Annotated in this window: 18 protein-coding genes; 7 read left to right on the top strand and 11 right to left on the bottom strand. The window is 57.5% G+C overall.

The features are described from left to right. Positions 1–146: 146 nt before the first annotated feature. Both DSL70_RS00580 and infC read right to left on the bottom strand, forming a co-directional pair. Positions 147–605, bottom strand: a complete 459-nt coding sequence (locus DSL70_RS00580) for a TspO/MBR family protein (RefSeq protein ID WP_119305957.1) — start codon at positions 603–605, stop codon at positions 147–149. A gap of 163 nt (positions 606–768) precedes the next feature. Continuing rightward, complete coding sequence (gene infC / locus DSL70_RS00585; protein ID WP_119305958.1) at positions 769–1305, bottom strand: translation initiation factor IF-3; 537 nt, start codon at positions 1303–1305, stop codon at positions 769–771. A 319-nt stretch (positions 1306–1624) separates the two neighbouring features. On the opposite strand from infC, the gene focA reads away from it, so the two are divergent. Further along, entirely contained in the window at positions 1625–2485 is an 861-nt protein-coding gene (focA, locus tag DSL70_RS00590) for a formate transporter FocA (RefSeq protein WP_119305959.1), read from the top strand. A gap of 73 nt (positions 2486–2558) precedes the next feature. Here focA and DSL70_RS00595 read toward each other — a convergent pair whose 3' ends face one another. Next, on the bottom strand, positions 2559–3176 hold the full coding sequence (locus tag DSL70_RS00595; RefSeq protein WP_119305960.1) for a LysE family translocator: 618 nt from the start codon (positions 3174–3176) through the stop codon (positions 2559–2561). Positions 3177–3332: 156 nt separating this feature from the next. Here DSL70_RS00595 and DSL70_RS00600 point away from each other — a divergent pair, with 156 nt between their 5' ends. Continuing rightward, entirely contained in the window at positions 3333–4280 is a 948-nt protein-coding gene (locus DSL70_RS00600) for an AraC family transcriptional regulator (RefSeq protein ID WP_119305961.1), read from the top strand. Positions 4281–4320: 40 nt separating this feature from the next. Here DSL70_RS00600 and DSL70_RS00605 read toward each other — a convergent pair whose 3' ends face one another. Beyond that, the gene (locus DSL70_RS00605; protein ID WP_119306547.1) at positions 4321–5502 is read right to left on the bottom strand and encodes a glycosyltransferase family 4 protein; all 1182 of its coding nucleotides are present in this window, start codon (positions 5500–5502) and stop codon (positions 4321–4323) included. An 84-nt stretch (positions 5503–5586) separates the two neighbouring features. On the opposite strand from DSL70_RS00605, the gene DSL70_RS00610 reads away from it, so the two are divergent. Next, positions 5587–6402, top strand: a complete 816-nt coding sequence (locus tag DSL70_RS00610) for an alpha/beta hydrolase (RefSeq protein ID WP_119305962.1) — start codon at positions 5587–5589, stop codon at positions 6400–6402. On the opposite strand, the gene DSL70_RS00615 is transcribed toward DSL70_RS00610, so the two are convergent. After that, positions 6390–7319 (bottom strand): 5'-nucleotidase, encoded by a 930-nt coding sequence (locus DSL70_RS00615; RefSeq protein WP_119305963.1) that lies wholly within the window; start codon positions 7317–7319, stop codon positions 6390–6392. The genes DSL70_RS00610 and DSL70_RS00615 overlap by 13 nt on opposite strands. Positions 7320–7551: 232 nt before the next feature. Further along, positions 7552–8856: an aspartate aminotransferase family protein gene (locus tag DSL70_RS00620; RefSeq protein WP_119305964.1), complete on the bottom strand. Its 1305-nt coding sequence runs from the start codon at positions 8854–8856 to the stop codon at positions 7552–7554. 119 nt (positions 8857–8975) lie between these two features. On the opposite strand from DSL70_RS00620, the gene DSL70_RS00625 reads away from it, so the two are divergent. After that, positions 8976–9824: a LysR family transcriptional regulator gene (locus tag DSL70_RS00625; protein ID WP_119305965.1), complete on the top strand. Its 849-nt coding sequence runs from the start codon at positions 8976–8978 to the stop codon at positions 9822–9824. Between the two features lie 88 nt (positions 9825–9912). On the opposite strand, the gene DSL70_RS00630 is transcribed toward DSL70_RS00625, so the two are convergent. The 4 genes from DSL70_RS00630 to DSL70_RS00645 all read right to left on the bottom strand — a co-directional run bounded on the left by DSL70_RS00630 (position 9913) and on the right by DSL70_RS00645 (position 14733). Next, positions 9913–11304, bottom strand: a complete 1392-nt coding sequence (locus tag DSL70_RS00630; RefSeq protein WP_119305966.1) for an NAD-dependent succinate-semialdehyde dehydrogenase — start codon at positions 11302–11304, stop codon at positions 9913–9915. Between the two features lie 508 nt (positions 11305–11812). Further along, positions 11813–13183, bottom strand: coding sequence for a tryptophanase (locus tag DSL70_RS00635; protein WP_119305967.1), 1371 nt, complete (start codon positions 13181–13183; stop codon positions 11813–11815). A gap of 258 nt (positions 13184–13441) precedes the next feature. Continuing rightward, positions 13442–13804: an MmcQ/YjbR family DNA-binding protein gene (locus DSL70_RS00640; protein ID WP_119305968.1), complete on the bottom strand. Its 363-nt coding sequence runs from the start codon at positions 13802–13804 to the stop codon at positions 13442–13444. Continuing rightward, on the bottom strand, positions 13801–14733 hold the full coding sequence (locus DSL70_RS00645) for a LysR substrate-binding domain-containing protein (RefSeq protein ID WP_119305969.1): 933 nt from the start codon (positions 14731–14733) through the stop codon (positions 13801–13803). Before DSL70_RS00645 ends, DSL70_RS00640 begins: the two co-directional genes overlap by 4 nt. Positions 14734–14856: 123 nt before the next feature. Between DSL70_RS00645 and DSL70_RS00650 the strand changes: the two genes are divergently transcribed. Beyond that, positions 14857–15513 (top strand): peroxiredoxin, encoded by a 657-nt coding sequence (locus DSL70_RS00650; RefSeq protein WP_119305970.1) that lies wholly within the window; start codon positions 14857–14859, stop codon positions 15511–15513. 93 nt (positions 15514–15606) lie between these two features. Here DSL70_RS00650 and DSL70_RS00655 read toward each other — a convergent pair whose 3' ends face one another. Continuing rightward, positions 15607–17121 (bottom strand): ATP-binding protein, encoded by a 1515-nt coding sequence (locus DSL70_RS00655; RefSeq protein ID WP_162916264.1) that lies wholly within the window; start codon positions 17119–17121, stop codon positions 15607–15609. Positions 17122–17457: 336 nt separating this feature from the next. On the opposite strand from DSL70_RS00655, the gene DSL70_RS00660 reads away from it, so the two are divergent. Next, a complete protein-coding gene (locus tag DSL70_RS00660) occupies positions 17458–18210 on the top strand; it encodes a pyrimidine 5'-nucleotidase (protein WP_119305972.1) in 753 nt (250 codons plus the stop codon). 419 nt (positions 18211–18629) lie between these two features. Beyond that, positions 18630–18896 carry a 30S ribosomal protein S20 gene (gene rpsT, locus DSL70_RS00665; protein ID WP_119305973.1) on the top strand — a complete coding sequence of 89 codons (267 nt, stop codon included), beginning with the start codon at positions 18630–18632 and terminating at the stop codon, positions 18894–18896. Positions 18897–19332 lie beyond the last annotated feature (436 nt).

Genomic DNA, 19332 nt, shown 5'->3' on the forward strand with positions numbered 1-19332 from the left:
AGGGAATCAAGAGGCAAAGCAAAAGAATCTGACAGGGAAATGAAGCCTTCAGCCGTCTCCTTTCCCGCTCTGCCCCGGCATGGGCTCAGGCTCGGGCACAGGCCGGGGTACAGGCCGGGGTACAGGCCGAAGTGCAGACCGGGACATCAATTCAGGACATAGATGCCCGCATTGAGGTAGCTGGCGTAGGAAACCCAAACGAAATAGGGGGCAAACAGGGCCACAGACACCGGATCCCATCGGCGCGCCCGCGCCATGAAAGCCGCAATTGCGAGCAGCAACATGATAATGATAACAAGAGCCGCTCCGGCAAGCTGCCAGCCAAAGAAAACCGGGCTCCAGATAAAATTGAGCAGCATCTGGAATAGCCAGATCCGGAACAGGCCCTTGCTGTCCTTGGCGCCAAACACCCGGGCACCAACAATGCCGATGAGCGCATAGAGAATGGTCCATGCCGGTGCGAACAGCCAGTTGGGCGGGGTGAAGGGCGGCTTGGCCAATGCCTGATACCATGGACCGGGAATGGTGATGACACCAATCAACAAGCCACCCCCCATGGAAAGGGCGAGAAATGCGGGGTATGTGATCCATCCGGGTCGTTTCATGAGGCCTTGCGACTCCTTGTCGGAAACTTCTTCTGTCTAGGGCAAACGGCAGCGCGGAGAAAAGGTTCCCTACCATGCTGGCGGACTTTATACGGCGCAATAAAAAACCCGGATCAAACGATCCGGGTTGTTGGCGAAATAGAGCATTTTGCCCAGTAAACACTTATTTCGGAGCAAGGATCATGATCATCTGGCGGCCTTCGAGCTTAGGCTCCAGTTCAACCTTGGTGCGGTCGGCCATCTCGGCCTTGACTTTCTGCAAGAGCTCCATGCCAAGACCCTGATGGGCCATTTCGCGACCACGAAAGCGCAAGGTGAATTTGACCTTGTCACCGTCTTCGACAAAGCGGTTAGCGCTGCGAATTTTCACTTCATAATCGTGGGTGTCAATGTTCGGCCGCATCTTGACTTCTTTGACTTCAACGACTTTCTGTTTCTTGCGCGCTTCAGCGGCTTTCTTCTGTGCCTGATATTTGTAGCGGCCGTAGTCCATGATCTTGCAGACCGGCGGCTTTGCATTCGGCGAAATCTCTACCAGATCCAGACCGGCCTCGGCGGCCATGTCGAGGGCCTGCCTGGTGGGGATGGATCCGTGGTTGGTGCCCTCATCATCGATGAGCTGCACTTCGTCAATTCGAATTTGAGTATTGATGCGCGGTCCCGTTTCGCGGGTCGCTTGCGCTCTATTTGGGCGGCGAATGGTCGTAATCTCCTGTTTATTGCAACAATGGCGTCAGATACATATGCCGCAGCTTGCCTTGCCTTTCAAGCCCTGCCTTGGATCTGGCCCCGAGATAAGGGTGCAAACACCCCTCCTTTCACAAGCTAGTGCACAATTCGGCATGAATGGAAGGAATTACAAGACATTTCGCGCAACAAAAAGTTCTGCTATGCAAAATAAGCATGCCGTTGGATGACCAAAATCAACGATATACGACGTTCGTATGATAAAGAGCGAGCAGATTTCATTGGGCGCCCGTCGCCCCATTGCACAATCCAAGAGCAGAAAAGTCTAGTCCATGACCGAAACGCCAGATTTTCAATTCGACGCCCTGATGCCCGCAGCAATGGCCAAAAAGGCCGAGGATGTCGGTGTCTACAAAGCAACCAAACAGCCTATGACCACCTTCGTGCTGGCCATGACCGCTGGAGCCTTCATCGGCATCGCCTTTGTCTTCTACACGGTCGTCACCACCGGCAACAGCAACATGGGCTGGGGTGCAAACAAGTTTATCGGCGGTCTTGCCTTCAGCCTCGGACTGATGCTGGTCGTCGTCAATGGCGGCGACCTGTTCACGAGTTCCGTACTGACGGTCGTTGCCAAGGCAAGCAAGAAGATCACCTGGGGACAGCTCGCCAAAAACTGGTGCGTTGTCTATGCCGGCAACTTTGTCGGTGCCATTGGTCTGGTCGCCATCATGCAGATCGCCCAGCACTATGAACAGGGCAATGGCTCTCTGGGGCTGAACTACATGCATGTTGCCCAGCACAAGCTGCACCATGGCTTCTTTCAGGCTGTGGCTCTGGGCACCATGTGCAACGTGATGGTCTGCCTTGGCGTCTGGATGTCCTATGCTGGCCGTTCGGTCACTGACAAGCTGCTCGCCGTGACCCTTCCCGTTGCCATGTTCGTTGCTTCCGGCTTCGAGCACTGCGTCGCCAACATGTTCCAGATCCCAATGGCCATCATGACCAAGACCTTTGCAGGCCCTGAATTCTGGGAAGCCACAGGCACCACGGCCGCCGATTTCGCCGACCTGACGTGGAGCAACTTTGTCATCGACAACCTGATCCCCGTTACCATCGGCAACATTTTGGGCGGTGGCGTGCTGGTCGGACTGGTCTACTGGTTCATCTATCTGCGGCCGCAGAAACACTAAAGAACAGGCACTGACGACAAGCTCAGTCAAGGATACCTGAAAGCCTGATCCACCCGGATCAGGCTTTTTCCTTTTATCCCATATGGATCAACATCGGCACCATGCTTGCCACCAGCAGAAGCGCCATGATCCGGTTGAACCACAGCAGCCGGTTGTTCCTGGAGAGGTGCTGGCGAAAGGCTGCGCCTGATACGGCCCAAACACCGATGGAGGGAATGTTGACTACGGCAAAGACGGCCACCAGCACGATGAGATTGCCGAGATAGTCCGCTTCGGTCATGTAGGTCACCGTCACCAGCAGGGCGACGGTCCATGCCTTGGGGTTGAGCAGTTGCAACAGGGCGGCCTGAATGAAGGATATCGGCTTGACCAGTTCCTCTCCCTGCTTGCCGTCATCAGCTCCCAGAGATCGAACACCAGAAATCTTGTAGGCCAGCCAGAGGATATAGGCGCCGCAAGCAATGCGCAGGCCGGTTTCCACCATCGGTGCCTGTTTGAGCAGTTGCCCCAGACCGAGCCCGACGGCGAATACCATCGACAGAAAGCCGAACGAGACCCCGAAAATCAGCGGCAGGGAGCGCAGGACCCCGAAGTTGGCCCCCGATGCCAGCAGCAGAAAGTTGGCCGGGCCGGGCGAAATGGACATGACAAAGGCAAATCCAATAAGGGCAATGATCATTTCCAGAGGCATGTTTGGGTCGCTCCACGAAGAATTACAGGATGGCTACGAGCGAGCAGTCAGATGTCGGATGGCTGTGCCCGCGACAGCCAGCTTGCCGGATTGGCGATTGCTTGTTAATGATTGAAAATCCCTCATTCTTAGCCGATCGTCCAGAAAGCGGCACGCATGCATAAGAACGACCTGATTTCCGACATCTTTTCCACACTGCGCCTCACGGGGCAGCTCTATTTTCGGGCACAACTGTCCGGACCGTTTGCAATTTCCATCCCCGCATCGCAACGGCATATCCGCTTCCATATCGTGCTGAACGGATCCGGCTGGCTTGGCATGGAGGGGGAGGCCCCGGTCGCCTTCGAGAAGGGCGACATCTTGCTGGTTCCCCACGGGGCGACACAGACCATTACCGCAACCCCGGATCTGGCACCGACCTCCCTTGGCGCGCTGATTGCCGGAGGGGCCTTGCGTGACGGCCTGCTAAAGGTTGGAGAGGAGCGGGAGAAGGCCGCCCTGTTGTGCGGTTTCCTGCAGTTTGACGAGGAAATCGAGCATCCGGTGCTGGCGCTGTTGCCGACCCACCTGCATCTGAGGCCCGAGGACATGGGCAGCGCGCCATGGATGCGGTCAACGCTGGATCTGATCTCGATGGAAGCCAACCGGGCAGGACAGGGCATGGCGGCGATTGTCAGTCGGCTGATCGAGGTCATCTTCATTCAGACTGTCCGGGAGCTTGCCCTCAACGCCACCGACGAGACCAAAGGCTTCCTCAGAGCCCTGTCCGACAAGGCGATTGCCCGCAGCCTCAGCGCCATCCACGCCGAACCGGAACGCAAATGGCGTATCGAAGATCTGGCGGCGCTGGCCGGACAGTCCCGCTCGGCCTTTGCCCGCAACTTCAGCGAGGAAGTGGGCCAGACGCCGATGGACTATCTCAGGAACTGGCGGCTGACCAGAGCCCGCATGCTGCTCACCACCACCCATCTGTCGATGGATGATGTCGCCAGCCAATGCGGTTATGACAGTGTGCCGTCCTTCTCGCGCAGTTTCAAGCGGGCGTTCCACATCGGTCCGGGCAGTTTCCGCCGAACCGGCAACCAGATCATGGATATCGGCTGACACTGCGGCCTTCATCCCGTCAGCCTTCGCGGCCTCAGTCTTAGTGACCAGACAGATCGCAGCCGAGCAGCTGGTCATAGACCGCAAGGGTCTGCTGGCCCATGGAACGCAGCGAGAAACAGGCCTCTATCAATCCCCTAGCAAAGGGGGCGACCGCCTTTTTCTGCTCCTCGGACATGGCAAGGGTGTCGGCGATGGCCTGCTGCCAGCCTTCCGCATCATTATGGCGGATCACCTTGGCAATCCATTGGCCCTCCGGCACATCGGGAGGCGCGGCAACCACTTCTGGCTGGGCTCCGAGATCGCCGACAAGGGTCGGCTTGCCCATGGCCAGACTTTCCGCTGCCGATCGCCCGAAAGTTTCCGCATCCTGACTGGGCACGATCACCATGGTTGCCAGAGCATAGGCGGCGGGCATGTCCTTGCAATGGCCCACCCGGCTGACGCAATCGGCTACATCATGCTCGGCGATCAGGCGATCCAGTTCGGCCACATAGCTCTCCCGTCCCTGTTCATCGCCGATCAGCAGCAACTGGAAGGCCGGACCAATGGCCTTTTTCAGAGCGCCCATCACCGGAATGATGAAGCTCTGGCCCTTCCAGCGGGTGAGGCGGGAGGGCAGGATGAGCACCGGGCGATCATCCACTCCCCATTGCTGGCGCAGGGCTTCAACGCGCTCCGGCGCCACAGTGTTAATGTCGAACTGCTCCATGTCGACGCCGCGATGGATGGTCACGATGCGATTTTCGGCATCCGGGTTGCGTTCCCTGACCAGACGCGCCGTGTAGTGGGAGTTGGCAATGACGATATCGCCCTTGGCCATGACCGAATTATAGAAGGCCTTCAGCCGCCCCTTCTGGCTGTAGGCCCCGTGATAGGTGGTCACAAACGGCACACCGGCCCGATGGGCGGCAATCATCGCACTCCAGGCCGGGGCGCGCGAGCGGGCATGGACGAGATCGACCCCCTGCTCGCGGATCATACGCTCGATGGTGCGGGCATTGGACAGCAGGATCGCCAGGGGATTCTTGCTCCGTCCCTTGAGAGGCAGCAGCTTGCCACCAACCGCTTCCAACTCGCCCACCAGTCGGCCCGGTTCAGCCGCCACCAGTGCCGTGCCGCCAGCTCTGGTGATCGCGGCAGCGATATCCACCGTTCCGCGCTCCACGCCACCGGAATCGAGCCAAGGGATAACCTGAAGAATTGTTGGGGCTTTCGTCATGCGGTCCACCGCGCTATGTAACTGGCGTTGCCGTCGCCGCGCTTGCCAACGGTGCCGATTGAAATCTTTTCCGGAGACATAGCAATGTCAGCCCCCCAAAAGCAAACCCTCCTTGTCGGAAACCACTCACAAGGGGACGCCCATCCCCGCGAAATTGCCTTCAAACAGCGATCCGCAGCCAAAAGCGGGCTGCCGGGCCTGTTCTGGATGAATGGCTACATGTCGAACATGGAAGGCGACAAGGCACTGGCGCTGGATGGCTGGGCGACGGAAAAGGGCTGCGGCTACACCCGCTTTGACTATTCCGGCCACGGGGTATCAGGTGGCGCCTTTCGGGATGGCACCATTTCGCGATGGCTTGAAGAAAGTCTTGCGGTGTTTGATGACCAGACCGCAGGCCCTCAGATCATCTGTGGCTCGTCAATGGGCGGCTGGCTGGCGCTGTTGCTGACAAAGACACATATCGCACGAGTCGGGCTCAACAACAGCCGCATCAAGGGCCTCGTTCTCATCGCCCCGGCCATCGACATGACCAAGGCGCTGATGTGGGACAGGTTCGATGATGCCGCAAGAGCCGAAATGGCCGCGACGGGGGTCTATCTGCGGCCGAGCATCTATGGTGACGGCCCTTACGAAATAACCGCTGAGCTTATTGAGGATGGCATGAGCCATCTTCTGGGCGATGACCTCATTGAGACCGGCTGTCCGGTGCACATTCTGCAAGGGGTAAAGGACGACACCGTGCCCTGGCACTCATCGGTGGATCTTGTCGCCCGACTGGCACAGGATGATGTCAAGCTGACGCTGGTCAAGGATGGCGACCATCGCCTCTCCCGCCCGAACGATCTCGCTCTGCTGCTCAGAGCTGTCGAGACCCTGCTCGCACGCTATTTTTCCTGATTTGCGATACCAAATGGGATGTGCACTAAAGATACGCCGTCTACATTCTGGTCTAAATGTGAGCGCTGATCATCAAAAAACATATGCGGTTTAAACACTTCTAGAATTCTCGCCTTTTTCATACCCCCTAAGAAGAAGGTTTCGTCAGGGCTTACTCCCCACGCTTCTAGGGTTGTTATCACCCTCTCATGAGCAGGAGAATTCCTGGCCGTAATTATTGCAGTTCGGATAAATCTTTTATAGTTACAATCCTCCTTTTCCTTTTTTATCTCAATGTCTTGCAATTTAGATATTTTTTTGAAGAAATCTGCCAACGGCCCAGAAAGTAGAGGAATAGCCGACTGCTCATCCTCTTGCTTATGAAACGTCGTCAATCCAAGCTCCTGCACAACGGCTTCGGAACGATCATCTGCGATCACTCCATCGAAATCGAACGCAATTCGCAGCTCATCACTTTCTTCTTCCTTCATATTATGGTTGGGAAGAACTAAACCAGCAGGATATCTCGCCTCAATCGCCCTTTTTACATCTTCCTTATTGGCAGATAGAAAGAGCGATGCGTTAAACGCTGGAATATACGCATATGGAGACTTTCCTTGCAAAAATGCTGCTCTCGAAATTTCCAGCCCATAGTGTCGAATTGACCGGAAAACCCTTTTTCCAGTGGCGGGAGAATTTCTAGACAGAACAACAACCTCCACCGGCTTTTCCTTGTTATTTACCTCATTTATTTGCAAGAACTTTTTTATGAATGAAAAGGCAAACCCCTCTTTAAGAGGTTTATCTAGATTTTGTTCTTGATATTCCTTGTAAGAGTCATGGCCTTTTTCTTTAAATATTTTATCAGGCTTTTCTAAATCAAACAGTGCGCTTGAAGACACTGCAATGACCAATTTATCTTCTATTGGGTAGGCCATAATCTCTTTCCACAAACTGAATAATACACCACCGTTATACAGTCAGTCTGGTGCAATATCAATTTAGTGCAACTTAGCTTTATGGTGATTTATATTCGGCAGCAGAAATCTGTTCGTAATTCAATTCTAAGCAACAGGCACCATCTTCACAGATAAGTGACACCAATTGCAATTCTCCAGACCAAGCAACACCGCGGAATCCCTGACTTTCCGTGGTGCATTAATTTAGAACCTATTTCGTGGCAGCGACCATCGAGTCGGAAATGATGTTGAGCGCCTTGTCGATTTCTTCGGCGGAAACCGTCAGCGGTGGCGCGATGCGGAAGACGCCGCCCATGCCGGGGAGCTTGACCACATTCATGCTGAGGCCGCGCAGCATGGCTTCTTCCATGATCTTCGTGCCCAACTCATAGCCCGGGGCCTTGGTTTCCTGATCCTTGACCACTTCAAGACCGATGAGCAGACCACGACCGCGCACATCGCCGATGCAGTTGAACTGTTTTTGCAGCTCCAAGAGGCCATTGCGCATCTGGGCACCGCGCTCGATGGCCTTGTCGACCAGCCCGTCGCGGGCCACCACATCCAGCACGGTGTTGCCGATGGCGGCGGGCAGCGGGTCGGAGACATGGGTGGTGTAGAACAGGAAGCCGCGCTCGTGGGCCTTTTCCTCGATCTCCTTGCTGGTCATGATCGCGGCCAGCGGCAGACCGGCGCCGAGGGTCTTGGACAGGCTCATGATGTCAGGAGTGACGCCATCGCGCTGGAAGGCGAACATGGTGCCGGTGCGGCCAACGCCGGTCTGGGCTTCGTCGAGGATGAGCAGCATGCCGCGCTCTTCACACTTCTTCTTGAGGGCCGCCAGATAGCCAAGTGGCAACTCGATGATGCCACCGCTCGACAGGATCGGCTCGGCAATGAAGGCGGCCAGCTTACCCGAGGTCTGGCAATCGATGAGGCGGAAGGCGTCATCGAGTTCCGTCTGCCAGTCAAGACTGCCGTCGGCATGCTTGAAGCGTGGGCGGTAGGCGTCCGGTGCGGGAATGACGAAAGAACCGACAGATGCCGGTCCATAGCCGAAACGGCCAGCGGAATAGGTGGCAGAGGCGGCTGCGCCGGTCATGCCATGCCAGCTCTGGGCGAACGCAACGATCTCGTGGCCACCGGTCACCAGCTTGGCCATGCGAATGGCGGCTTCGTTGGATTCGGCACCGGTCGTCACCAGCATGACGCGATCAAGCCCCGGAGCAAGCTCGGCAAGGCGCGTGGCAAGATCAACCACCGGGCGGGAGAGCATACCGGAGAAGAGATGGGCAACCGTCGACATCTGCCGGTTGACGGTGGCAACGATATCAGGGTGGGAATGGCCCAGCAGGGCGCTCATCTGGCCCGATGTGAAATCGAGAATGGCGCGGCCATCGGCGTCATAGACATAGTTGCCCTCGGCGCGTTCAATGATCAGCTTTTCGAAGGCGGAACCATAGCGGATCAAATGGTTGTTGGCGCGGTCCCAAAAGGCCGGATCATCATTCAAGGACATGCTGTTTCTCTCTGGTGGTGTCTCTGATGGACTGTTGTTGATTGCTCCCAGCTTTAGCAAGCCTTGCATATTCAGGCAAATTGATATTATTTAGATCCGATATCAATTGGATTTATATCATGCAGCCTCTCGACATCGCCTTGCTGAGCAATTTCGTCATTGTCGCCCAGACCGGCTCGATCAGTCTCGCCGCCCAGCAGGTTGGGCGCACCCAATCGGCGCTGAGCATGCAGATGCATCGGCTGGAAGACCAGCTTGGCAAGGCCCTACTGCACCGCACCGGCGCAGGCGTCCGGCTGACTGCGGCGGGGGAAAAGCTGCTGATCCATGCCGAGGCGCTACTGGCCCGGCATGATGACATGCTGATGGACATGACCGGCACCGCGCTTCGTGGCTCGATCAGCCTTGGCTGCACGGAAGACTATGCCAGCGCCTTCCTGCCGCAGCTTCTGGGCAGCTTCTGCGCACGCTATCCGGACATCGATCTGCGGCTGGTCTGTGCCCCGTCCACCGACCTCAGACCGCAGCTGCAACAGCGCATGCTGGACATGGCGCTGGTCTCGCTGCCCTCGGCAGAGGCGGACGGGGTGATCCGCGAGGAACAGCTGGTGTGGGTGGCCAACGAAGCGGCACCGGCAATCCTTTCGGCTCCGATTCTACCGCTCGCCCTGCCGACCCCGAGCACCATCGACTATCGCGCCGCCTGCACCGTCATGGAGGCGATCAACCGCCGCTATCGGGTGGCCTATGCCAGCAACAGTCTGGCCGGTCTTCTGGCCATTGCCCGTTCGGGGCACGCTATCAGCGTTCTGACCAGAAGTGCCGTGCCGCAGGATCTGCATATCGTCGCGCAGGATCTACCGCCCCTGCCAGCCATTGGCATCACGCTGGAGCTGGCCGACCAGCGCAGTTCCGCCGCCGTCACGGCCCTTGCCGACCATATCCGGACCACCCTGCCGGAGTTGTGAAATCCGCAGGCATCAAAACATGAAAAAGCCCGGACAGGGCTGCTGTCCGGGCGTCTTCATCAGTTGGATAGGGTCAGGCCAGGATGGATCAGAATGGCGCGTCGATGTCGACAACACCAATCAGCTTGTGGTTGACGAACTCGGTCAGGCCGAGGTCGAGCAGTTCGCGGCCATAGCCGGAGCGGCGGATACCGCCGAAGGGCAGATCGGCCTCAACCTTGGTCGGATGGTTGACGAACACCATGCCGGTTGAAATCTGGGCTGCAACCTCTGCCCCATGCTTTTCATCGGACGAGAAAACCGAGCCACCCAGACCGAACGGCGTGTCGTTGGCGATGCGGATCGCATCCGCCTCATCCTTTGCCCGGAAGAGCATGGAAACAGGGCCGAAGAATTCCCAGTAGCGAGCCGGGTTTTCATCGCCAAGATCGCTGAGGATGGTCGGCTGGACAAACGCCCCCTTGGTTGGAACGGCCGGGCCGACTTGCTCGGCTTTTGCGCCTTGTGCAACGGCCTTTTTGATCTGTGCCTTGACGTCATCGGCAGCCTTCTGGGACGACAGCGGAGCAAGGGTGGTGTTCGGATCGAACGGATCGCCTGCCACCAGCTTGGCAACTCCAGCCTTGTATTTCTCAAGGAACGCGTCATAGACCTCATCGACGATGATCATGCGTTTGGAGGACACGCAGACCTGACCACCGTTCCAGTGGCGGCCGAATACGGCCCAGTCGACGGCCTTGTCGATATCGGCATCCTTGAGCACGACGAAGGCATCGGCGCCGCCCAGTTCCATGGTGGATTTCTTGAGCGCCTTGCCAGCCTGAGCGGCAACAATCGAGCCCGCTGCTTCCGAACCGGTGAGGGCAACGCCGTGCACGCGCGGGTCGTTGATGATCATTTCGATCTGCGAGCGGGTTGCATAGAGGTTGGTGAAGGCTCCTTGCGGCAGACCGGCTTCCTGCATCAGCTTTTCAAAGGCGGCGGCGCTCTGTGGCACGTTGGAGGCATGCTTGAGGAGCAGCACGTTGCCAGCGGAAAGCTGCGGAGCCAGAATGCGGGCAATCTGATAGTAAGGGAAGTTCCAAGGCTCAATGGCCAGCAGCACGCCAAGCGGTTCATGCACCAGCGTTGCGTCGCCTTCGGCAGGGTCAAGCACCGGAAGTTTGCGCGGCTGCAGCAGCTTTTCAGCGTTGCGGACATAATATTCCAGGATCTTGGCCGACAGCTCTACCTCGGCTTTCGCCTCGGCGGTGATCTTGCCCATTTCCAGGGTCAGCAGCCTAGCGTGTTCGTCAGCATTGGCGCGCAGCAGATCGGCAGCCTTCTGCAAGATCTTTGCGCGTTCGGCAAAGCCGGTCTTGCGCCAAGCCAGAAAGGCGTGGTGTGCCTTGTCAATGGCTGCGCTGACTTCTGCATCCGTTGCATCCGGGAAGGAAGCAACCTGTTCGCCCGTGTATGGATTAATCGTTGCATATGCCATGATCTTTCCTCTCCTATCTTCTGCCCCTTGCGCTGGCTGGCCGCTGGTTTTCACGCCAGCCACGCGTCGGGCTTATTTCATGTTTCTTGTGTTGGTCTTTGACCGGTCGGAAGGCTGGCGGGGAAGTATCGGCAAGGACCGGCGCTTCTGTGGGCACCGAGGGCTTCCAATCTCTTTCAGCCGGGCAACGATCAAATCCTTTGTTCGTGAACAGGAAGAAGCCGCTTGTTGTTTTCGGAAAAGCTTCATTCGCTGTGCATGTTTTGGATATAGGCACCCGAAATGATCGAAGCAATTCATGCCAAGTCATCGGACTGATGACAAATTTGCATGGAACACACGGGTGTAATACGCGTTGCTGACGCTTAAGAGGCAGGCTCCGAGAGCGGTCGCACCATGGCGACACCGGCCACAAAGGGCTGGCAGGAAGAGGCAAGAGCATAAAGAAAAGGCGCGTCAGCAAATTGGGCTGACGCGCCTTCGCACAATCTGGTGAGCCCAGTCGGAGTTAGCTTTCCAGAGGTGCGAAGCTGCAGGTGAAATGCCGCATCAGTTTCGGTTCCCTGATGATCTTGAACCCCCTTAGCTGATCCTTTTCAGCCGCGAGCATTTCAAAGGCTTCCACCACGTAATCTGCGTGGGATTGGGTGTAGGTACGGCGTGGGAAGGCCAGACGCACCAGTTCCATGGCCGCCGGTTTTTCCGATCCGTCGGTCTGGCGACCAAACATTACCGAGCCGATTTCGCAGGAACGGATGCCGCCAATCTCATAGAGCTTGCAGGCCACCGTATGTGCCGGATATTTCAGCGGATCGATATGCGGCAGCCAGCTTTTGGCATCGACAAACACCGCATGGCCGCCAGCCGGCTTGACCACCGGAATGCCGAGGGCATCGAGTTTCTCGATGATATACTCATTGGTGCGGATGCGATATCTGAGATAGTCCTCGTCAATGATCTCATGCAGACCCTGCGCCAGCGCTTCCAGATCGCGCCCGGCCAGTCCGCCATAGGTCGGGAAGCCTTCGGTCTGGATGAGACGGACACGGGCCTGATCGGCAATGGCGTCGTCGTTGAAGGCGATCCAGCCACCGATGTTGCCAAAGGCGTCCTTCTTGGCGCTCATGGTCATGCCGTCAGCGACGGAGAAACAGTCGCGGACGATATCCTTGATGGAGCGATGCTTCTGGCCTTCCTCGCGCTGCTTGATGAACCAGGCATTTTCCGAAAAGCGGCAGCCGTCGATAATGAAGGGCTTGCCATATTTGTGGGCGAGCGCTGCAACGCCGCGGATGTTTTCAAGGCTGACCGGCTGGCCGCCACCGGCGTTGTTGGTGATGGTGATCATCACCATCGGCACGCTGTCGCCCTTCTCCTCCAGAAAGGCTTCCAGCCTGGCAAGATCCATGTTGCCCTTGAACGGGAACAGGGATGCCGGGTTCTTGCCCTCCTCGATCACCAAATCATAGGCCTCGGCGCCCGACGCCTCGATATTGCCACGGGTGGTGTCGAAATGGGTGTTGGAGGGCACATGCTTGCCAGCGCCGCCATAGATGGAAACCAGAATGGCCTCTGCCGCCCGTCCCTGATGGGTCGGGATGATATGGGTGAAGGGCATCAGTTCCTGCACACTGTCGCGGAAGCGATAGTAGGAGGGGGATCCGGCGTAGCTCTCGTCACCGCGCATGACGGCGGCCCACTGCTCGGCACTCATGGCCCCGGTGCCCGAGTCGGTCAGCAGGTCGATGATCACGTCTTCTGATTTGAGCGCAAAGAGATTGTAATCCGCAGCCTTGAGCTTGGCCTCGCGCTCGGTGCGCGTGGTCATGCGAATAGGTTCTACCGATTTGATGCGGAAGGGTTCGATAATGGTTTTCATCACTGTATCTCCGGTCTGATCAGCCCGGAGTCGTGACCATGAAACCATGTTCGATGTGAACGTCCGGGCTGTGCGCCGCGGTTGCCCTCCTCGATGCCGGTTGCCCTGATAGGGTGTCAGGTTCCGACAGGATGACCGCGCTCAGCGCCGAAAGGTTTACGAGCGGAAGTGTGGCAAATCAGTCCCGACGGGTCAAGCCATCAGAATTGCGCTTTTCACCGCCATTTTGCAGCGACAACCGTTTCTGATCCGGTTCGACTATGACAAAAAGCCTAGTTCGGTACGCAGTTTGCGGGTAAGTCGACTGGCAATAATCGCGTGGGCGGCGTCGAGATGCTGCCTGATAGCGTCGTCATCCATGGCGTCAGGGGCTTGAAGCTGGACCCATTTGGCACGGGCCAGGTGCGGTGCGGGGATGATGCCGGGTTCGTCGCTCAGGATTTCATAGGCCATGTCGGAGCATTTGAAACTGATCCTGACAAAGCCCTCACCTTTTGCTTCCGGGCTGCAGAGCGCAAAGATCTTGCCGCCAATTTTCCAGACCGAACAGCCGCCCCACTGCACCACGTTGGTGGCATGACGAAGAGTGGCGCAATGGGCATCAAATGCGGTGCGATTCATGAAGGACTCCCGTCGTGATGGTTGGCCTTGTCTGCCCTGAGGCTGTTTCGGGCGGCGATGATCAGGTCTCCCAGCGCGCGGAAGTCATCCTTGCGGGTGGAAGACTTGCGCCAGACCATGGTGACCTTGCGCGGCAGCGAGGTTGGCAGGTCGATCTCCACCACCTCATGAGCCCGGGTCAGGCCCGCATCAATGGCGACATTGGGGATCAACGTCGAGCCGAGGCCCTCTTCCACCATCGCCAAGAGGGTGGCAAGGCTGGTCGCGTCGAACTCGGCATCCTTGTTGAGCAGGCCCGGAAAGGCCGAAAGTGCATGCTGCTGCAGGCAATGGCCCCGTTCAAGCAGCATCAACGGCTCGCCCTTCAGCATCTTGCCGTCTGCCTCAGTCCTCTGCGCCAGCTTGTGGTTCATCGGGGTCACCAGATGGTAGCCATCCTCGAACAGCTCCAGCGTCTCCAGATCACCCACATCATGGGGCAGCGCGATCAGAGCCACATCAAGGCGACCGCTTTTGAGCCCCTCCAGCAACTGGTCGGTCAGTTCCTCGCGCAGATAGAGCCGCAAATGGGGATGCGCGCTGCGCAACAGGGGCCGCAATCGGGGCAGCAGAAACGGGCCGATGGTCGGAATGACGCCCAGATGCATATCACCGGCCATGGCTTCGGATTCCAGCGCGGCCATTTCCACCAGTGACTGGGTATCGGCCAATATCTTGCGCGATTGTTCAACGATCTTGCGGCCGATCGGAGTCATGATCACCGAGCGCTTGGACCGCTCGGCCAGCGTGACACCAAGGATCATTTCCAGCTCCTTGAGCCCGGCGCTGAGGGTCGACTGGGTCACGTTGCAACGCTTCGCCGCATTGCTGAAGTGCAATTCGTCCGCTAAGGCAATCAGGAAGGTGAGTTGGCGCAGAGATGGTTGCATTTCTCTTATCGATTTTTTCGATTAATTCGTCAAAAATAACTCATTTCACTAATAATTAGAAGGTTGCTAGGGTGCCGTCAACCCAATCAAGGCATTTGTCCTGTCAAAAAAGGAGTATTTTATATGCAAGATATTGAAACCCCGGTAGAAGCACCGGCATTTCCGCAGCTCAACAAACGCGCTCCGGATTTTTGCGCAAATACCACCGCAGGTATCAAGAAGCTGTCCGATTATGAAGGCAAATGGCTGATCCTCTTCTCCCATCCCGCTGACTTCACACCGGTCTGCTCGACTGAATTCATGGCCTTCGCCAATGCCTATGAGACCTTCCAGAGCATGAACTGCGATCTGCTCGGTCTGTCCATCGACAGCATCCATTCCCACATCGCCTGGGTGCGCAGCATAAAGGAAAACTGGGGCGTCGACATCAAGTTCCCGATCATCGACGACATTCCGATGACCGTCGCCAAGGCCTATGGCATGATCCATCCGGGCGCCAGCGACACCTCTGCGGTTCGGGCAACCTTCCTCATTGATCCGAAGGGTATCCTGCGCGCCATGGTCTACTATCCAATGTCCAACGGTCGTTCGATTCCTGAATTCGTCCGCCTGCTGGCCGCCTTGCAGACAACCGACGCCAACCAATGCGCAACGCCTGAGGGCTGGCAGCCGGGCGACAAGGTCATCGTACCGCCGCCGTCCACTGTCGAAGGGGCCGCAAAGCGCGCTTCCGAAGGCTACGAGACTGTTGACTGGTATTTCTCCAAAAAGGCGCTCTGAGACATTCTGAAAATGCTTCGACGGGCGGGCGGATCCTGAGGGTCCGGCCGCCCTTTTCTTTGCCTTGATCGGAGGGGGCAGGGCATTCGCCTTTCAGTTTCTTGGCAGGCTGATTTCGAAATGGGCGCCCGGAACCCGGTCCAGCAGGCGAATCGTGCCGCCATGGGCGCGGATGATTTCAGCGGCGATGGCCAGCCCCAGTCCGGTGCCCCCCTTGCGGGCAGAGCCCTGAAACGGCCGGAACAGGTTGGCGCGGGCAGCTGCCGGAACGCCGGGGCCCGTATCGGACACCTCAATGATCGTCCGGCCCTTTTCGATGCGTGCAGCCAGCTCCAGTCGGCAAATCACGGCCTCTTCCTTGCGATATTGCATCACGTCCACCGCGTTGCGGCACAAGTTCATCAGCACACGGAAGAGCTGGCCGGGATCCGCATAGATTTCGAGGTCTTCAGGGATATGGTTGGAAAAGGTGAGGCGCGAAGCCTCGGACAGATCGAGCAGGTCGCGCATTTCCTCGCCGAGCTGGTGGAGATTCAACAGGCGTTTTTCCGGCGGCGCTTCCTGAGCCTTGCCATAGGACATCACGGCGCGGGAATAATCCACGGCCCGATCCAGCGTGCCCATCAGCTTTGGCACCACCCGTTGCACCGTGGGATCGTCGAGCATCGACAGGCGATCGGAAAACAGCTGGGCCGAGGCGATGATGTTGCGCAGGTCATGGTTGATCTTGGAGACGGCGAGCCCGAGGTCGGCCAGACGCCGCTGCTTGTAGAGGGTCTTGGCAAGAATGCCTTCCATTTCGCCAAGCTGCATTTCGATCATGCCGATTTCATCGCGCCGCCGCGAGGGCTTCATGACGGCGTTGCTATCCTCGGGGTTGGACGTGAAGCGGGCCATATTGTCCAGAACCCTCAGGATCGGACGCACCAGCAGGGCGCGCAGCGACAGATAGACAAGCCCCGCCGTCATCACCGAAATGACCAGCGAGAGCAGCAGGATATTGATCGAGAAGCGGATCATGTCGCGACGCAGACCGGTCTCGTCAAAGACCATCTCCACCATGCCCTGATTGTCCTTGGTCTGGCCAACGACGCGAATCGTCCGCCCCTTGCCAAACAGCAGCGTATCAAAAGCGGCAGCGATCATCTCGGGCGGCCCCATCATCTGGATATTGTCATCCCGCATGATCGTGCCGGGCATGTCGACCATGGCCAGAAGGCGCCGCTCGCCCTTGTTGCGCAAACCGAGGGTCTGGACATTCAGCCGGTCGAGCAGTTCCTGCTCGATGGCCTTGTCCTTGAGGTCGTCGGAGGCATTGGTATAGACCAGCGCCGCGACCTCGGCCAACTCCAGCTTGCGGGTGAGCCAGTCGACGCGAAACTTGGAGATGGAGGGCACGAAAATCAGGATTTCGCTGAGCATGACGAAGATGATCGTCAACAGCAACAGTTTGGTCGACAGGCCGAAACGCGGATACCCCTTGTCCCGGTCACCGGCCTTGTCGGCCTTCTCGCCACCCGGGTTTTCGGCGGACGAAGACGGCAGGGTCGGCTGGTCCGGCTGACCATGCCCGTCTTCGTCTTTCCTGTGCTGCCTCACCTCATCCATAGCAGATTGCCCTTGATCTCTTGCCCCGTTTGGCCTTTCATGGCGCCCGTTCCATGCGCGTCCTGCCTTTACCGACCTGAAAAAGATGGCTTTTTTGGGCACAATTGACGCACTTCTATCTAATGCAGGGCTTTTACCCATTGGCAAGCGCTTTCGGCAAGGACAGTGAATCGCCGCCTTTTCCCCATGCGCGCCACCAACGACCAAAGTCAGGTCTGGCGCAAACCCGGTTCACACTTGGTTATGAGTTGGTTTCGTGGCATCGTCCCGGCTCGCCTGCCCTTGTCGCGGACCATGATTCCCGACGTGGAAAGCCCGGCACACTTGGAGATATTGATGCACGCTAAGTCCGAATCCGGCACCACCCTGAACGAAAGCTTCAGGGACATCGACAGCTGGATCTTCGATCTGGACAACACACTCTATCCGCGCCACGTCGACCTGTTCGCGCAGATGGAGGTCAAGATGAATGAATTCGTATCCAGCCTTCTGGGGCTGACGCTGGAGGATGCTTCCCACCTGCGCCACAGCTATTACAAGCAATATGGCACCACCCTGCGCGGACTGATGATCGAACATCACATTCAGGCCGACGACTTTCTTGAATATGTTCACGACATCGACCACAGCGTGGTGGAGCCGGACCCGCTATTGGCCAGTGCGCTGCGGTCCCTGCCCGGCAAACGCTATATCTATACCAACGGTACGCAGGATCATGCCCGCAAGGTTTCGGAGCGGCTGGGCATCACCGAATATTTCCATGACGTATTCGACATCGTCTGGGCCGGGCTTGATCCCAAACCCAACCGGGCACCCTATGAACGCCTGCTGGCGCAGACTGGCATCAAGGCCGAGCGGGCTGCGATGTTCGAGGATCTGGCCCGCAACCTCAAGGTTCCGGCAGAGCTGGGCATGACTTGTGTGCTCATCGTACCCGACCAGATGCGAGCGGTGTTTGAGGGGCGCTGGGACGCGGAAGGCAGCGAAGCGCCCTTCGTCCATCATGTGACTGACAATCTAGGGCAGTTCCTGACGGACGTGCTGACGGCAACCGGACGAAGGCAAGAGCAGTCACCGGCCAAGCCATAGATATCCGGAAGGGCGCGGAAGCGGAACGCTGCCACCGGGCCGCGGGTTGGAGCCAGTCGGGAGAATCAACCCTCCGGCAGAGCCTTTGCTGCCGCGCGGCTTGAGGGAATCCCTCAAGAATCCGAAAAAGGCCGGTTTCTGCGCCTTTCCTCCATCTCAGCGGTTGACGCGCCCTACAAGTTTGACTATAAGCGCGCATCAATGGGCGGCTCGCAAGTGCCGCCTTTTGCTGTCGATCGCCATCCCGGACCCTGAAGGCTCCTTGCGGTGGCAGTGACAAGTCGAGAAAGCAAGGCGCAACCCCGTCTTGCATGGTTGGCTGCTCGTCCTTCCTGGCCTGTTCAGATTTGAGGGCTGATGTGATGTAGCGGCATGAGCAGATCGGAAAAGATCTGCATGTTAAACAAGGATAGGGCTCAATGGCCAATACAGTTTCCGCCAAAAAGGCGACCCGTAAAATCGCACGCAAGACCGCTGTCAACAAGGCACGCCGGACCCGCGTTCGTACCTACCTGCGTTTCGTTGAAGAAGCCATCGCTGCTGGCGATCAGGCTGTTGCTTCCGAAGCTCTGCGTAAAGCCCAGTCCGAACTGATGAGCGCCGTTGCCAAAGGCGTCTTCCACGTTAACACCGCTTCTCGCAAAATCTCCCGTCTGTCCAAGCGCGTCAAGGCTCTGGCTGACTAATCGGGATTCCTCCTGTTTCAAAGCCCGGTTTCTGCCGGGCTTTTTTATGGGAGCCGTCACGATTCTGCAACAAACTGCGGTTGTCCTGACGAATCCGATTCTATCGTTCCCCTTTTGATCGCATAACTGAAATATGAATATATTTCAGTCATTTAGATAACGATCCGCATGCAGAGACAACGTGGAACGCGATTCTCTTTAAGGTCAATATGGGAAGCGACAAAAAAAAATTGCGCTGCGTTGAATCTGCATAATGTTACTGTTTGGTGACAGAAGCCGAGGAGTCGCAAAGGGATAGCCCGGTCAAGGAAAAACTGCCCGATTGGAGTCCGTTTGCCTGAGGCCAATCGGGGCGCAGAATCTGATTTCGTTCTTCTTGCACCGCCTCGTCCGGCTGTGTATGGTCGGACATCGCAGGAACAGGGTTGCAAAGAAG

The organism is Cohaesibacter haloalkalitolerans (genome assembly GCF_003574655.1).
Lineage (GTDB): Bacteria > Pseudomonadota > Alphaproteobacteria > Rhizobiales > Cohaesibacteraceae > Cohaesibacter > Cohaesibacter haloalkalitolerans.

Bases quoted from the DNA above. Each gene is read 5' to 3' on its own strand.
- DSL70_RS00580 (WP_119305957.1), bottom strand. From the start codon at position 605: ATGAAACGACCCGGATGGATCACATACCCCGCATTTCTCGCCCTTTCC.
- focA (WP_119305959.1), top strand. From the start codon at position 1,625: ATGACCGAAACGCCAGATTTTCAATTCGACGCCCTGATGCCCGCAGCA.
- DSL70_RS00595 (WP_119305960.1), bottom strand. From the start codon at position 3,176: ATGCCTCTGGAAATGATCATTGCCCTTATTGGATTTGCCTTTGTCATG.
- DSL70_RS00600 (WP_119305961.1), top strand. From the start codon at position 3,333: ATGCATAAGAACGACCTGATTTCCGACATCTTTTCCACACTGCGCCTC.
- DSL70_RS00605 (WP_119306547.1), bottom strand. From the start codon at position 5,502: ATGACGAAAGCCCCAACAATTCTTCAGGTTATCCCTTGGCTCGATTCC.
- DSL70_RS00610 (WP_119305962.1), top strand. From the start codon at position 5,587: ATGTCAGCCCCCCAAAAGCAAACCCTCCTTGTCGGAAACCACTCACAA.
- DSL70_RS00615 (WP_119305963.1), bottom strand. From the start codon at position 7,319: ATGGCCTACCCAATAGAAGATAAATTGGTCATTGCAGTGTCTTCAAGC.
- DSL70_RS00620 (WP_119305964.1), bottom strand. From the start codon at position 8,856: ATGTCCTTGAATGATGATCCGGCCTTTTGGGACCGCGCCAACAACCAT.
- DSL70_RS00625 (WP_119305965.1), top strand. From the start codon at position 8,976: ATGCAGCCTCTCGACATCGCCTTGCTGAGCAATTTCGTCATTGTCGCC.
- DSL70_RS00630 (WP_119305966.1), bottom strand. From the start codon at position 11,304: ATGGCATATGCAACGATTAATCCATACACGGGCGAACAGGTTGCTTCC.
- DSL70_RS00635 (WP_119305967.1), bottom strand. From the start codon at position 13,183: ATGAAAACCATTATCGAACCCTTCCGCATCAAATCGGTAGAACCTATT.
- DSL70_RS00640 (WP_119305968.1), bottom strand. From the start codon at position 13,804: ATGAATCGCACCGCATTTGATGCCCATTGCGCCACTCTTCGTCATGCC.
- DSL70_RS00645 (WP_119305969.1), bottom strand. From the start codon at position 14,733: ATGCAACCATCTCTGCGCCAACTCACCTTCCTGATTGCCTTAGCGGAC.
- DSL70_RS00650 (WP_119305970.1), top strand. From the start codon at position 14,857: ATGCAAGATATTGAAACCCCGGTAGAAGCACCGGCATTTCCGCAGCTC.
- DSL70_RS00655 (WP_162916264.1), bottom strand. From the start codon at position 17,121: ATGGATGAGGTGAGGCAGCACAGGAAAGACGAAGACGGGCATGGTCAG.
- DSL70_RS00660 (WP_119305972.1), top strand. From the start codon at position 17,458: ATGCACGCTAAGTCCGAATCCGGCACCACCCTGAACGAAAGCTTCAGG.
- rpsT (WP_119305973.1), top strand. From the start codon at position 18,630: ATGGCCAATACAGTTTCCGCCAAAAAGGCGACCCGTAAAATCGCACGC.